General features: G+C 40.7%; 15 protein-coding genes and 2 pseudogenes. 5 read left to right on the forward strand and 12 right to left on the reverse strand.

All coding sequences use genetic code 11. The features are described from left to right. Nucleotides 1–259 (reverse strand): hypothetical protein (locus tag BC349_RS06700; protein ID WP_187256003.1); only part of this gene is annotated, 259 nt, incomplete at its 3' end. 181 nt (nt 260–440) lie between these two features. On the opposite strand from BC349_RS06700, the gene BC349_RS06705 reads away from it, so the two are divergent. Both BC349_RS06705 and BC349_RS06710 read left to right on the forward strand, forming a co-directional pair. Continuing rightward, nucleotides 441–647, forward strand: coding sequence for a hypothetical protein (locus BC349_RS06705; RefSeq protein WP_187256004.1), 207 nt, complete (start codon nt 441–443; stop codon nt 645–647). 27 nt (nt 648–674) lie between these two features. Beyond that, the gene (locus BC349_RS06710) at nt 675–1,067 is read left to right on the forward strand and encodes a type II toxin-antitoxin system VapC family toxin (RefSeq protein WP_187256005.1); all 393 of its coding nucleotides are present in this window, start codon (nt 675–677) and stop codon (nt 1,065–1,067) included. A 274-nt stretch (nt 1,068–1,341) separates the two neighbouring features. Here BC349_RS06710 and BC349_RS06715 read toward each other — a convergent pair whose 3' ends face one another. The 8 genes and pseudogenes from BC349_RS06715 to BC349_RS06750 form a co-directional block, all read right to left on the reverse strand. Beyond that, entirely contained in the window at nt 1,342–1,626 is a 285-nt protein-coding gene (locus BC349_RS06715) for a hypothetical protein (protein ID WP_187256006.1), read from the reverse strand. Then, a complete protein-coding gene (locus BC349_RS06720) occupies nt 1,623–2,204 on the reverse strand; it encodes a hypothetical protein (protein ID WP_187256007.1) in 582 nt (193 codons plus the stop codon). The genes BC349_RS06715 and BC349_RS06720 overlap by 4 nt, the downstream gene beginning before the upstream one ends. A 145-nt stretch (nt 2,205–2,349) precedes the next feature. Then, complete coding sequence (locus BC349_RS06725; protein ID WP_187256008.1) at nt 2,350–2,727, reverse strand: hypothetical protein; 378 nt, start codon at nt 2,725–2,727, stop codon at nt 2,350–2,352. A gap of 9 nt (nt 2,728–2,736) precedes the next feature. Beyond that, nucleotides 2,737–3,642 (reverse strand): annotated as a pseudogene (locus BC349_RS06730) (RHS repeat domain-containing protein); the annotation flags it as partial. Between the two features lie 38 nt (nt 3,643–3,680). Next, a complete protein-coding gene (locus tag BC349_RS06735) occupies nt 3,681–4,184 on the reverse strand; it encodes a hypothetical protein (RefSeq protein ID WP_187256010.1) in 504 nt (167 codons plus the stop codon). After that, nucleotides 4,181–8,035, reverse strand: a complete 3,855-nt coding sequence (locus BC349_RS06740; protein ID WP_222840111.1) for an RHS repeat-associated core domain-containing protein — start codon at nt 8,033–8,035, stop codon at nt 4,181–4,183. The genes BC349_RS06735 and BC349_RS06740 overlap by 4 nt, the downstream gene beginning before the upstream one ends. A 176-nt stretch (nt 8,036–8,211) precedes the next feature. After that, nucleotides 8,212–8,520 carry a hypothetical protein gene (locus tag BC349_RS06745; RefSeq protein WP_187256011.1) on the reverse strand — a complete coding sequence of 103 codons (309 nt, stop codon included), beginning with the start codon at nt 8,518–8,520 and terminating at the stop codon, nt 8,212–8,214. Beyond that, entirely contained in the window at nt 8,507–8,839 is a 333-nt protein-coding gene (locus BC349_RS06750) for a hypothetical protein (protein ID WP_187256012.1), read from the reverse strand. The genes BC349_RS06745 and BC349_RS06750 overlap by 14 nt, the downstream gene beginning before the upstream one ends. Before the next feature lie 51 nt (nt 8,840–8,890). Between BC349_RS06750 and BC349_RS06755 the strand changes: the two genes are divergently transcribed. Genes BC349_RS06755 through BC349_RS06765 form a run of 3 tightly spaced genes read left to right on the forward strand, consistent with a single transcriptional unit; the run spans nt 8,891 to nt 10,013 of the window. Beyond that, the gene (locus tag BC349_RS06755; protein ID WP_187256013.1) at nt 8,891–9,187 is read left to right on the forward strand and encodes a transposase; all 297 of its coding nucleotides are present in this window, start codon (nt 8,891–8,893) and stop codon (nt 9,185–9,187) included. Then, complete coding sequence (locus tag BC349_RS06760) at nt 9,180–9,323, forward strand: hypothetical protein (RefSeq protein ID WP_187256014.1); 144 nt, start codon at nt 9,180–9,182, stop codon at nt 9,321–9,323. The genes BC349_RS06755 and BC349_RS06760 overlap by 8 nt, the downstream gene beginning before the upstream one ends. 15 nt (nt 9,324–9,338) lie before the next feature. Beyond that, nucleotides 9,339–10,013 carry an IS3 family transposase gene (locus BC349_RS06765; protein ID WP_281384564.1) on the forward strand — a complete coding sequence of 225 codons (675 nt, stop codon included), beginning with the start codon at nt 9,339–9,341 and terminating at the stop codon, nt 10,011–10,013. A gap of 160 nt (nt 10,014–10,173) precedes the next feature. Here BC349_RS06765 and BC349_RS06770 read toward each other — a convergent pair. From BC349_RS06770 to BC349_RS06780, 3 genes and pseudogenes are all read right to left on the reverse strand, one after another. Then, nucleotides 10,174–10,794, reverse strand: a pseudogene (locus BC349_RS06770) (RHS repeat domain-containing protein); the annotation flags it as partial. Nucleotides 10,795–10,853: 59 nt separating this feature from the next. Continuing rightward, nucleotides 10,854–11,348, reverse strand: a complete 495-nt coding sequence (locus BC349_RS06775) for a hypothetical protein (RefSeq protein WP_187256016.1) — start codon at nt 11,346–11,348, stop codon at nt 10,854–10,856. Next, nucleotides 11,329–13,483, reverse strand: a 2,155-nt coding sequence (locus BC349_RS06780) for an RHS repeat domain-containing protein (protein WP_281384563.1), incomplete at its 5' end; no start/stop codon positions are given. The genes BC349_RS06775 and BC349_RS06780, both read right to left, overlap by 20 nt.

Below are 13,483 nucleotides of genomic sequence, written 5' to 3' on the forward strand. Positions count from 1 at the left end.
GGGCATTTTGGCTGATGGCCAGCCTGCCCAGGCGATCATACCAGAATTTACTCATGCCGGCATCGGGTGTTTTTTGAAGCACCACCTGGTTGAGGCTGTTATAGCTGTACCTAGTTACCAGCTTATGAACCATTGGCAGGGGGTTGCCGAGCTTCCTGAAATTCCGGGTGCTATCAAGCCAGGAGTTTCGATAAATGGGCTGAACCCCAGCCGGAGATACGGTCTTCACCAGGTTGCCCGCCTGGTCATAGTAGTACAAGGTGAAATGATATTCTTTTACGGCGCTGGAGTCGGTAAATGTTTCGGTTACCGCCCAATATTTAAATGGCCATTAGCAGGGGTAAATTTGCGCAGAAGTGGGGAACAGTTACAGCGGGAATTGAGAGATCATGGGATGGGTATTACAGAAAGGGGCGGAAGAATGGTAAAATCGAGTAAATTTGAGTATTAAACAATTGGCTATGTTTGGTGAAGCGAAAAAACTACATCTCATAGAGGAGATATTAAAGATCGAAAATGATGCTGTACTGGCAGCGGTGGAAACGGTGATAGCCAAAAGCAAATTGCATGTTATTGGCCGTAAGAGCTTCACTTCATTTGCCGGCATGTGGACTAAGGAAGAAGCAGATGAATTGGAAAAACAATAGAAGAAGGCTGCGAACAAATTCATCCTGATGACTGGAAGTAAATGCCTGCCGGATACCAGCGTAATTATCCATACGTTTAGAGAAAACAATGTTGTATCGGCACAATTGGATGCTGTCTCAGAAGTGTATGTACCATTGACTGTAATCGGGGAATTATTTTATGGTGCGTATAGGTCTGCTGAACCTGTGAAGCATATCAACCGGATGCAGCTTTTTATAAATAACTGTATTGTTTTGCAGCCGGACTCAAAGACAGCGGATATTTATGGTAGTATAAAAGCGGCGTTGATGAAAAAGGGGAAACCCATACCTGAAAATGATATCTGGATAGCAGCCATTGCACAGCAATACAATCTTCAGCTTTTTACAACGGACAAGCATTTTGCAGAAGTAGAGAGTATTGCTTTGTTTGGAACATAGAAAAGGAATTGTCTCCTAAAAACACAAGTTTATATCCGTCCTAAATATGGGAGGAGGTCAGTTGAGATGACCTTTAAAATTGCCCAGGTCTTTGATGTGCCCGTCGATTATTTACTCGGAGAAGGAAACCGCGCCACCTAGGATAAAGACACCGTTAAACGACTTGAAGACATCGAAGCGTATGACAACTTAAAACGGATTTGCAAAAATTCTTGCTACTAAATAAAATACAAAAGTCCCGATTAAACCGGGGCTTATTTTAATTCATATTTTATCAGCTAAAATATTCAAACTGCCATGCTGCAAGTAGGTACATGACTGCTATAGTCAATATCATAGTACATATCCCTGCAAGATTAAACTGCTTATATCTATAAAGAAAAAAAACAGCAGGTACAAAGTGGAATATTATAAATTTTACAAATAGTTTTTTCTCCTGAGGCAAATAACTAGCATTTGAGCCATAGCCAGATAAAAAAGCACTAAAGTAAAATAATATCAAAAGTAAAATTGCAATCAAGACATTTACTAATGCTATTTTAAGTATTATATTTTTCATTGTAGGTTAGTTACATTTACGCCATACTGATTTTGCATCAGCTTGATAAAATCATCTATTAATTGTTGACTGTTACCATTACTTGACTGAAAAGCTTTTAGGAACGCTGTGATATCATTAACAAAAGAAGATGTACTATGGGAACCCATTGCACCAAGAGAATTTTCGTTACTTGTAAAAGCTCCCTTTAATCCTTTCATGTCATTACCAGATAACCAGTCTTTAGTATGGTCATGAGAATAAGCATTAAGGCCGCTAGGCTCATTAATAGAATTAGATTGATGCGGAGCCATATTATAAACTAAGTCAATTACCTTGTTTGGGTCTGAAAATTCTTCTGGATGTGCCTTTACATATTCAAGTATGGCTTTAATGTATCCCGCACTAAATGCTGCTCCTCGGCTATGCGTATAAATTTGTATCGTTTCTGTGTACTTCCCTGTTGTTGGGTCTTTAGCTAATTGAGAAAGTATATTGCCAATATCTTGCTTTCCAATTACATACCCTGCCTTTTCTCTATCTTCTGGGTCATGCCCTGACTGGAAATTCCGCTCTGCATAATCACTATTTTCCGTCAATAATTGACCATAGAAACCAATGCAGACAAATCGCTGCCGTACGTGAATTGATTCGAAATTTGGACCTGACTAATAGTGGTCATTCAGACCCGGAATAAAGTGCTCAGCTTCCGTGGAATTTCCAGCTTTGATGTTACAATACAATTTATTTTCTATGCCGTCCTTTCATACTGATATAAGCCAAAACAAAAACAGCTATAATTAAGATAGGTAACAATTCGGGTTGACTTTCTGGCCATACGAGTTCTTTGTATTTTTTGTTCTTTAGTAATGTTACTTTTTGGCCTATTTTATAGAAGCTTTCCCGACAATCTGTTCTGCTTATACTTACTTCATAATCCTCGCCATTAAATAAAACATTTATATGGTTGTACCTATCACATGATGACGGTATCTTACTAACAATAGCCTCTATCTTTTCGCCAGTATACTTTATAAAAATGGTTTTCCCAATCGAAGAAACACCCCACATTACCAACAAAACAAAAGCAATAAGCACTATCCCATACTTTACTTTTTTCATAGGATATAACTATTGACGTATGGGTAATAAAACTGGCTTCTTAATATAAGTATTATCTTGTCTCGGAGCATTGGGATTGTAGAACCCCCCATTACCACCAGAACTAAAACTAAGATTACTTGTCTTCTTGTTTATTGTGCTCTCGGTAGTCTCCGTAGTTGCTGTACCTGCAGCCTCATTTCTAATATTTGCATTATTAGCTGCATTTCTAGCCTCTGCAGCTTGCACACCATTTCTAGCACTTGGACTATTCTTTGCAACACGTTCTAACTTATCAGCTTTTTTCTCCAAGCTACTTACAGTCTTAGAGCCATCTACTTTTGCATTCCCTGCTACGGTACTAACTATGACATCTTTAACAGTTTGGCCTGGGTCAACCTTTTTCCCATCAAGAATTTGCCCTCCAACAGATTCCACTACATTGGTTGCAGTTCCAATTACAATTTTCTTACCAAGACCACCCGAAGGGTCAACTGTACTTGTTGCACCGTTTAATACTATTTTTCCAACTCCTCCAGCACCTTGAGGCTTCCACATATCTCCACCCCTTTTACCTTCCTTATAATTATCGTATACCTGCGAGCCATATTCAACTGCTGCACCAACAAGAAATTTTACACCAATAACAATTAAGGGTATCGGAATTCTTCCATCAGGATCACCGTATCTTATCGGGTTATTATAACCAAAATGAAATGGACTCCAACTTTCTTGGTCGGCCTCTTCGCTTTCAGGATCAATCTGTATGAACCTTCCTATTTGTTGGTCATAAGTACATGCATTAAAATCATACATATCTAATCCACTTCCGTCAGAAAATTCCTTGTTCTGTATTTCATTTCCATTATACCCTTTCTTATTCTCAGGGCTTCCGAAGTTCATTGCCTTACTGTTTATCCCACTCATTGTTAACCCGAACGGATAATAATGCGTTTCCTCTAATACTGAATTTCCTAAATATTCTTACGTTTTTTACTGTCAAGTCGCCATTTCGTTGCAAAGATAATTCGATGAATTTTTTTGTACCGCTTGATCAACTGACTCCTGTCAGTCAGAAAAAAACCATCATCCCCACAAATGCCTTGCAGTTTTGGAAAATCACATTGACATGGATTAAATTCACTTACGGCAAACACGTATTTGTCTCCTTTTTTCAATCCAAATTTTCGAAAATATTGCTTTACTTCAGTAAAGTAGTTGAAAACATAGGCAATAACCAAAGTATCTGTAATCTGATTACGACTTATGACAAATAAACCAATCTTGACATGATGAACACCAAAATAATGAGCAGGTTCTGAACGTGTATATCGTTGTTTGAAAAATACAGAATCTTGGTCAATCACCATACCAACAATCGTAGTGTCTTTCGATTTTATTTCTGTCTTATCTATGGCGTCTTGACTACTACAAACGTAACACAAAAGTATTGCGCTGATTAAAAAGAATATTTTCATTTTTTCTTAAATATTGGAGCAATTATTAGTTTGGCATTTGACGCATTTTGCTTAGACGATGGATATGTATACTCCGCTCTTAAAGCGGGACCGTAGTTAATTGTTGTAGTTATATATCCGGACTCTCTTGGTTCACCACCCGTAGCGTATGCAGTTTCAAGCTTAACTGGCGTACCATCTGACTTGACAAAATAACTACCAACGACAGCCGATTCAAATATATTTGCAGCTAGATGTGCCATGTTGTATTCCTGTTGAATTAACAAATTCGTGTGATTCTTTATAAAATTCCTTTTACCAATTATTCCTTTATAGTCTTTACTATAGCTACGTTCTTTTAAGACATGAGCAAATGTTGATGCTGCTAAGACATCTTTATCCGGATTCCCATTTAAATCTCTTAAATCTGATACATCAAATACTCCTGTATGATAGTCGTCAAAAAATACATCATCGCTATTCAACTTACTGTTTTTAGTCTCTTTTGAAATCAAATCGAAAAACACTTTGTGACCCTTCATGTCACCGTCAATCAGATCGTAAACAAGGTTATCAAGCTCAGTGCTGATATTGGCAGCCTTCTCATTGTCACCCTTGGCGGAAGCTATTGCAACTTTACCATTCTTATAAGTGAGGTTGTGGCTTGTAACACTACTTAAGCTCATCAGAAAGTATATAATATCCTGAGTACTTCCTCTTAACTCAATATCCATTCCATTTGGATCAACATAAATTATTGGATTGTTTAAGGCATATATGTAGGGAGAAACCGGATGATATTTATCTGCTAAAGGATCAAGGGCATGCCACCTGCCGATCTGCTGGTCATACATCCGTGCGCCGTAGTCATACATTTCAAGGCCACTGCCATCACTAAATTCCTTCTCTTGTTTCTCCTTGCCGTTGTATTCATACTTGTTATCCAGTTTGCCCATGGCTTTGGAACTAATGCCAGCAATTGTCAGTCCAAACGGATAATAATGCGTCTCCTCCAACACCGGCCCTTTTATATGCGTTACATGCAGGTTGTCAAAGAACACGCCGATATCCGGCGTTTCATTGTTTACGTAAATATACAAATAACCGCTTTTATTAACAGGCAAATTTGTCCTGATGTGCTCGTAAACATTGGGATTGGCTGAACCATTGTTATATACCGATTCTGCCGGCACCTGTTCGTATCCACTGTACCCACTGGCTATGATATTACCACTGGCATCTTTCGCAATCTTTAGCTGCTCGTCAAACAACACCCAATTAATAAAGGCTTTCGGACGGGTAGTATTATAGCTGTTCTGTGTGTTTAGAAAACTTGCTGCCCCTGGCGTAAAAACACCACTATTCTGCAACTCAGCCATAGTACCCTTAGTAGCTTTATTACCCACATGTGCCGCCATCATGAACACCAGGTCATTGATAAAATCTGTAATCGGCGCAGGAGGTGTCGTGCCATTCGTTTTGTACCAACTGGAAACACGCAGGCTAAATTTATCACCAGCCATCACTTTAAGCAGCACACCCGGACCTATACGCTGACCATTTCCTATAACTTTTGATACTTTAGCATTAGGATTTGTGTAATTGTCAACCGGGTATCCTGCGGGTTTATCCACCCGGGTGTTCCCGATGTTGGAAAACACAGCATCTTCCTTATCAGCATTTTCCGATTCCATCGATGCCAGATCAGAGCCTTGTTCCAGCTCATCGGTAAGCACCATACGTACATTCCCAAGGTGATCCTTCAACATATAATCGTAGGCGAAGCCCGTGAGTAAATTCGGATCATTCTGATCCTTATACAACGCCCTTATCCGACCTTCTTCCTGCCCTCCAAACTGAAGCTTGTTATTGTAATCCGTGGTATTGGGATTTGTGTCTGATAAACTTTCATATACAAACCCGCCAATATATAGGGTTTCCCTTGTTGTGCTGATGTTTCCATTGGTGGAGGAAGGATACTCATTGACAACCTTTTTCAACTTATTACCCGCCGCATCATAAGTATACGTAATTGTTCCCTTTATACTTCCATCGGCTTTTCTCATCGTGATCACCGCCGGCAGGTTCAAATGGTTATATACAATGCCATCGTTTGACCCATTGCCCATATCCTTGTTTAGATCCTTCCTGAGGTTGCCATTGGCATCATATACATAATCTACGATATCATTAACGTTCCCCGTGCCGCTGCCCACATAGTTCGATTTGTTTGTTTTCTGCGGATGGTTTGCACTCGTCCTAAAATCGCCCAGCCTGGTATCGGGCACATCATTAAAATCAATTACATTTTGCAGTTTATTTGTTCCGGCCTCATACGTATACCGCAGGTCATCAATTTGTTCGCTGGCTGTTAATTTTAATCCCCACTGCTGCATGCGCTTTATGTTGCCGTTGGCATCATAAGCAGTTTCAGTATTCAAACCATCGCCCATTTTCACATTGAAGTTCAAATTGGCAGTCTGGTTAAAATCAGCACCGGTGTATTGGGTAAAATCAGCCCGCAGCAAACGATTTGCGGCATCGTAATCAAAATCATATCGCCGGATCTCCCCATCCCCTTTACTTTTCCACAGCATCCCGCCAATATTCCCGTTAAACTGTGCTTTTGAATAGCTTTTATTACCAATAAGATTGTTACTGGTTTTGTCATAACCCAGGTCAAATCCAAAGTAGTTGGTATTTGTGGTGTTTCGGGTATACTCCCTGTTCATCCCCAGTAACCATCCCCGGATATTGTAATCATAGGTAAGGGTTTCAATGGGCGTGGTAGTATATTGTGCCGGATTTGAAGTGTTACGTTTCTTACCTATCTCTTTTTTCTTCAACTGGCCAAGTTTATCATATTCGTTTTTAACCACTTCCACCTCAGGTGAATAAACCCATGTACTACCCCCGATTTTACTTGATACTGTCTTTTTAATGATCAAAACCCTCCCTAAATCATCATAATCTAATTTGGTTAGTACATATTCAGTTTTGGCGGTAGTGAAATTTTTCGGACTGACCTGGTATTGAATTAAAGGCTTTCCGGAAAAATCGTATTGTGTGGTAACTACATCAACCCCGTCAGTTATATTTTTACTCCTTACCTGAATGACCCTTCCTTTATCATCGTAGGAGTTGATGGTATGCAAAAACTGTGAAGTGCCTAACACCCGTACCATACCGCCCGTAACAAATCCCTTTGTGGCGAAGCTTTGCGTCAAAGGCTGCGGATATGGGTAAGTATCATTGGATGCGGTCATGAATACGCCATCGTAATCCTCATTCCTGCCTGCTGAGAAAGGATTCCCATACCAATCATAATCATCGTAATATGTAACCGACAGGATATCATAATTGGTTTCAGGCCAACATCTTGATGTGTACCCGGTTCCATTGCCACCTGTTGCCCTTTCCTCATGGCGAAAACTAGTAGCGTCTTTCGCCAGAATCCTGGCTTGCTGTATGGTACCAGAGTAAGTATAGATCCCAGTCAAAACTGGCCTGTTTAATGCGTCATATTTGGTCAACATGTATTGAGAATTGACTCTCATGTTGGCATCCTGCGATAAAACCAGCCTGTCCCATGGATCATACACCATATAGACATCACCTGCACCCGGGACCTTTTTCATAATCATCCGGTTACGATGATCGTATTCATACCGAAAGGTTTGATCGCTTAATAGTTGAGGATAATGGACGGTACTGATCGGATTGCAATTGGTCCAGCTATTGCCATCCAATAACTTCACACCTTCGGGCTGTATTACTGCGCGGAGATTATTTAAATCGTCATAAATATAATAAGTACACAACCACCCGGAATGATTACTACCTGCACCTGTAGTTTCAGCGGTGGCAGTCAACTGCACCTTTTTTAAAATTACCTGTCCGCTTGGAAATTCTGCTCAGAATAACCACTATTTTCCGTCAATTATTGACCATAGAATCCAATGCAGACAAATCGCTGCCGTAATAGAATTGATTCGAAATTTGCACCTGACTATTAGTGGTCATTCAGACCCGGAATAAAGTGGTCAGCTTACGTGGAATTTGCAGTCTGAGGTCTAAAGTAATTTAATTTCTCTGTTGCATATACTATCTTTTCAAATTCTTCTGGGATGTCTTCCCATTCGCTACCGCTAAAAACATACGAAAGGTACAACCCAGCCCTAAACCAATTCTCCTCCTCCTTTTTAATAGCCCTTTTATCTTTAATCGCTAAATCAACCAAAGCCAGAACTATGTCAACAGCATTTAAATCAGTACTAATTTCTTTAACACCCATCTTTAAAAGTCTGTATTCACACACTCTTTTCCTCAGATTATTAACGATATCAATTAGTTCCATTAGTAACAGTTTTTTTTACAATTTCAACATTATGCTTTAATTCCTTACTGAATATCTGAAGACCTCCACCCTCCAAAATAGTAGTTTCGTCTTTATAATACGGCATATCCTTTTTGTGTGTTGAGAGAAGGGCTTTTGTTCTAATAATAACTCTAACTGGTAGAGTTTCTACAATATCACTTGTTTTCATACCAATTTGTTCAGGAGTTGTTCCAGGAAGGGCAAAATAATCACCGATTGTACCTTCTGTTCCCTTTCTTCTAAATTGAATCAGTTCCATTCCTTCATCCAATTCCTGAGTAAATATAATACTCCCCATTCTTTGGACAGGTGATTAAAGTAAATTTGTCAACGTAAACCTGTAACAAAAATGAGTAAAACCAGCCACCAAAAATTTACGGCAGAGTTTAAAAGTAAGGTCTGTATTGAAGCGATCAAGGAAAGGCAAACCATTGAGGCATTGTCTAAAAAATATGACCTCCATCCCACCCTGATCATTACCTGGAAGAAAGAATTTTTACAAAACTCCCCGGTAGTTTTTGAGAAGGAAGGCCACCCGGACGCTGAGGACAAAGAGCAGTTAATTCAGGCCCTTTATGCGCAGATCGGTGAGTTGAAAGTCGCTAACGATTTTCTAAAAAATAGTTATTGTAAAGTCTTTGGCTGAACGCCGTATGCTGATAGATAAAAATCATCCCGAATTAAGCATTGCCAAACAGTGCGAATTGCTGCAGGTAAGCCGCAGCGGGCTGTATTATGAACCGGTGAAAGAAAGTGAAGAAAACCTGGCAATTATGCGCTGACTGAATGAGCAATACCTGGACACCCCTTTTTATGGCCTGAAGCGGTTATTGGTGTTATTAATCCTGGCTGGTTATAAAATTAATCCTAAGCGGATGCGCAGGCTGATGAAGCTGCAGGGCTGGCAAACACTGTATCCCACGCCGCGCACTACCCGCATTGATCCTGCTGCCTACAAATACCCTTACCTGTTAAAAGGTCTCCCGATTGAAAGAAAGAACCAGGTCTGGGCCATTGACATTACCTATATCCCGATGAAGAAGGGATTCATGTACCTGTGTGCAGTGATCGATATCTATACCCGCTATGTGGTCCATTGGGGGGTAAGTAATTCCATGACTGCCGAATGGTGTACTGAAATAGTGAACCATGCCATCCACCTTCAGGGCAAGCCAGCCATCATCAACAGTGATCAGGGCAGCCAGTTTACGAGTGAAGTATATGTAAACCTGCTTAAAGAAAACGGCATACAAATCAGTATGGATGGCAAATGCCGAGCCATTGACAATATTTTCATTGAACGGCTTTGGCGCACCGTAAAGTATGAACATGTTTACCTGCATGCTTATGAAGACGGACTTTCGCTTTACCAGGGCCTTCAAAAATATTTTACTTTTTACAATGGTGAAAGGAGGCACCAGTCATTAAACAATGAAACACCGGAAAACATTTATTTAAAGGCGGCAGCCTGAACATGCCAATGGCCCTGCCGGGCGGGCTTGCATTTCAAAAACCGATGATTGCCGCAGGAGTACTATATTAGTAAAAGAAAAAAGGCAATCATCAATTTTTAAAACGCTGATAATTATCTCTAAACCGGCAGTAAAAATTGTCTAAATAATGGGGAGTAGTTCAAAATACTTGTTTTGAATATTCTATATACTTCTCTGCAATCCCCCAAGCTTTTGCAAGTTCTTTTCGCCTTTCTAATATTGGCTTAATGGAGGTGAATATTTTTTTTGACGCCTTATTTAATACTCTTCCTGCTTCATCACCTGGTCCTGGCACATCCGGCCCCTCATAACCTGTAACTGCCGTAAAAATAGAGACTCCTATTGTCCCTGCGGTTTCAGGATTTGCAATACTCCCCCAAAATGCCTGTTTTAAAAGCGGAGCAGTCCTTCCACCAGTTAATATTACACCTCCTGTAGCTAACCATACATCCATTGCTTTGTTCCAAGCTTCTCGTTCTGATGCATCAACAACCATATCATCATTTACGTCCCCTTGGATCATATATTTTTTGGTAGAAGGACTCCATACGCCAACCATCGGAGAACCTAATCCTTCCAACCCATCTATGTCAATATTAAAAATGGGATTGTTACTTGCAAATTGATATGGCGTTAACTCCGGATAAGATTTTGTAATCGGATCCACACTTAAAAACTTCGCGATCCTCGGATCATAAATCCTCATCCCATAATCCTGCTGATTCCCCGCCCCCTTCACCTCGTTGTCATTTTCCTTTCCATTAAACCCATATCCATAACAACATTATTAAATTGAAAGAACTATATAATAGTATTTGGTCAGTTTTTCTCGATCTGAAGTGACCACTTTTGATCTATGGGAATCGATTTGAAATTTGGAGTACTTACTGCATTCTGATGAAGTGGACAAAATTCATATACGTAATAATATTGAAAGTTCCCCTCAGCCTTTAATTTAAACCTCACGAAATCATATGCATATTTATCTAGGCAAAAAGAACCTTTTTCAAATGAAATGTCAACAACGGAAGTCTGCCTTAGGAAATTCGAAATAATCATATCGGAAAAAATACTTCCATTATGATATGCCTTTTCGCCTAAAATGAATTGCAACCTATTGTAACTTTTCGTACTCTCACTATCATAGTACTTATTAACTACATATTTAATCACTGTATCTAAATAAGGCTTAGTAATAGGAAAATCAGATATCAATGCCTTTTCAACAGAGTTATCGTCCATTTTACATGAAAAAAATATCACAACACAAAACATCAACACAATTGAGATAAATCTATTCTTTGGTCTTTTCATTTTCTCTATTTTGTTTAAAAATCCCTAAGTTGTCTGATGGCTTATATGGCACACCCTCTTCAGCATTGTAATACTCTTCTCTATAAAATTCAAATGCTTTCAATCTCCATCTTTGGCCATCACCTTTTTTGAAACTATTTGCCTTGTCAATTCCTGCCTGAATTGCCTTTTGTTCATGAGGCTCATCATTCCTTCCTTTAGTACCAAGTTCTGCAATTGTTTTAGCATTTAACACTATTCCCGCTTCATGTAACACCATACCCCATAAATAATTTCCGGCTTCATTAGCATTGTAAGCGACTCCATCAATTCCGATTAGCTCATCAGGTTTAAAATTGAACAACGCGTAAAGACTATTTTTAAAATCCAATAAACCATTTGAATTTTTTAAAGGTCCAGCTCCTGATTCGTACAGGACGGCATGCTCTTTAAAATTCTTACCATAAATAACATCAAAGACCACATCTGCGTATCCTCTTATCCCAGCAATATCTTCCGTTGACAAATCCCGAATGTCTCTAAAATCTCCATTAAATTTATATTTATCATCTCGACCTTGTAAAGTCATGTAGCTATTAGCCATATAATTCCGACCATCAAGGTTTATCATAATAGTTTCCGACCTCGGCTTTGTGTTATTTACAACAATATTAGAGTTAACCACTTTAACCTTCGCGTCTTTCTGGCTTTGATAATAAAATGTTGTGACCACCGCCTCTAACCCGTCGAAATCTATTGCCTGAATAGGAGTATTACTCGCAAATTGATATGGAGTAAGCATTGGGTATTGCATTGTAATCGGATCAACACTCAAGAACCGTCCCAACCTCGTATCATAAATCCTCATCCCATAATCCTGCTGGTTTCCAACGCCCTTCACCTCATTGTCATTTTCCTTCCCATTAAACCCATAACGATACACCCCTGCAGAAAACTTCCTGCCCGGCATCAGCATACCGAAGGGATAATAGTCATTGGCGGATACCACATCGGCCTGGTAATAGCGAACGGTGTCGCCGGTCTGCTTTTGCTGGATCATGCGGTCGGAGATGGTCACCAGCACATTGCCCAGGTGGTTGCTTAATTCAAAGAGCTTTTCGCCTCGGGTAAATTTAACGCCTTTTATCGTTCCAAAACCAGCTGCCAGATTGATGCTGGTATCCGAAGCCAGGTGACGGGTGGCAATACCCAATCGACTGCTGCCGTATAGATGAACCTCTTCCTGCCGTAAACTGCCGCCGGCAGGTTTTAGGTAAACACTCATTACATTACCCGTGGCATCCCGCACATAAAATGTAGTGTCGGTGGCGGTTTGCTTGCTGATCCGGTTACCCGCGGCATCATAGGTGTAGCGGATGAACTGCTCATTCTTTGTGATGCTGGCTATCTTGCCATAAACCGTCCAGCTGATATTGGAAATGGAATCCCTGGTGTCGCGTATCAGGTTGCCGATCGAATCATAGCCGTAGTTATTGTTGGCCTGGCCTGTCCGGAGGTCATTGTAATTGGCATAGCTGCCCGCGCCGGCATCGGCCGCCGCGTCCGTTACCTTGTGCAGGCGGTTGGTGCCTGCTGTATAGGAATAGGTCAGGTTATCCATGGTTAAGCGGGCGGCATCGCCGTTGCGCTGGTAGGTCAGGATATTACCATTGGGGTCATAGCTGATCCGCTCCCGGTATTCGGTGGTGCCGGCCGGGGTGAAGCTGCCGGCGGAGGGGTTCAGGCCATTGTACATATCCAGTGAAACCAGGCGGTTCAACTGGTCGTACTTATAGTTGTACACCTTGGTATTACCCAGTTGGGGAATATTAACCGCCATGGCCGCAATGTTTCCATTGTATAATGGTTTGGCATTCGTGGTCAGTGCACCCAGTACGGAGCTGGACTGCGGAGTAAACCAGATCGCTTTGTAATCGTTTTTGTAATAGTGCAGGCTGAAGCCGAATACATCCTGGGCGATGGGCCTGGGCTCTGTGGTATCCGTGCCGTTAGTAAGGCTGCCGCCCATTGCCGGGTTGACGCCCTTGAGCCAGCCCTGCAGGGTGTAGATATAATCCAGTCCCTGTACATTTAACTTACCAAGCGTGGTTCGGGCCAGGGGGCCATGGGCATAATACTGGTACAAGGCCTCCCGC

It is taken from the genome of Flavihumibacter stibioxidans (genome assembly GCF_014332695.1).
GTDB classification, from domain to species: domain Bacteria; phylum Bacteroidota; class Bacteroidia; order Chitinophagales; family Chitinophagaceae; genus Flavihumibacter; species Flavihumibacter stibioxidans.

Coding starts and splice junctions, on each gene's coding strand:
- BC349_RS06710 (WP_187256005.1), top strand. CDS start 675: ATGACTGGAAGTAAATGCCTGCCGGATACCAGCGTAATTATCCATACG.
- BC349_RS06715 (WP_187256006.1), bottom strand. CDS start 1,626: ATGAAAAATATAATACTTAAAATAGCATTAGTAAATGTCTTGATTGCA.
- BC349_RS06725 (WP_187256008.1), bottom strand. CDS start 2,727: ATGAAAAAAGTAAAGTATGGGATAGTGCTTATTGCTTTTGTTTTGTTG.
- BC349_RS06735 (WP_187256010.1), bottom strand. CDS start 4,184: ATGAAAATATTCTTTTTAATCAGCGCAATACTTTTGTGTTACGTTTGT.
- BC349_RS06745 (WP_187256011.1), bottom strand. CDS start 8,520: ATGGAACTAATTGATATCGTTAATAATCTGAGGAAAAGAGTGTGTGAA.
- BC349_RS06750 (WP_187256012.1), bottom strand. CDS start 8,839: ATGGGGAGTATTATATTTACTCAGGAATTGGATGAAGGAATGGAACTG.
- BC349_RS06755 (WP_187256013.1), top strand. CDS start 8,891: ATGAGTAAAACCAGCCACCAAAAATTTACGGCAGAGTTTAAAAGTAAG.
- BC349_RS06775 (WP_187256016.1), bottom strand. CDS start 11,348: ATGAAAAGACCAAAGAATAGATTTATCTCAATTGTGTTGATGTTTTGT.